The following is a 425-nucleotide window of genomic DNA, read 5'->3' on the forward strand; positions in this document are numbered from 1 at the left end:
GCGCCAGGTGCTGCTGCAGGGCGATGCGAACTTCGCGTTCGACAGCGCGGTGCTGACGCCGGACGCGCGTAGCCAGCTCGACCGCTTCGTGCAGATCAACAGCGGTGTCGAATTCCGCCGCGTGGCGATCACCGGTTTCACCGATTCGACGGGCAGCAACACGCACAACCTCGCGCTGTCGGCTTCGCGGGCCCGCAACGTGATGAACTACCTGCGCAGCAACGGCTTGAAGGCGCAGTCGTTCGTCTCCGAAGGCCTCGGCGCCGCCGATCCGGTCGCGTCCAACGCGACCGCGGAAGGCCGCGCGCAGAACCGTCGCGTCGAGATCCGGATCGACGCGAAGTAATGCGCAACGGATGACGCTCCACCGGTACGCGCGGGGACCCGGTCGGCGCTGAGCCGACGGAAGGACGCTCCCACCCGCC

At 68.5% G+C, this 425-nt stretch carries 1 protein-coding gene; it reads left to right on the forward strand.

Translation table 11 applies throughout. The features are described from left to right. A partial coding sequence (locus A9Z05_RS37645) for an OmpA family protein (RefSeq protein WP_256121908.1) occupies positions 1-346 on the forward strand: 346 nt, incomplete at its 5' end. Positions 347-425: the final 79 nt, after the last annotated feature.

The organism is Burkholderia sp. A2 (genome assembly GCF_001729305.1).
Lineage (GTDB): Bacteria > Pseudomonadota > Gammaproteobacteria > Burkholderiales > Burkholderiaceae > Burkholderia > Burkholderia sola.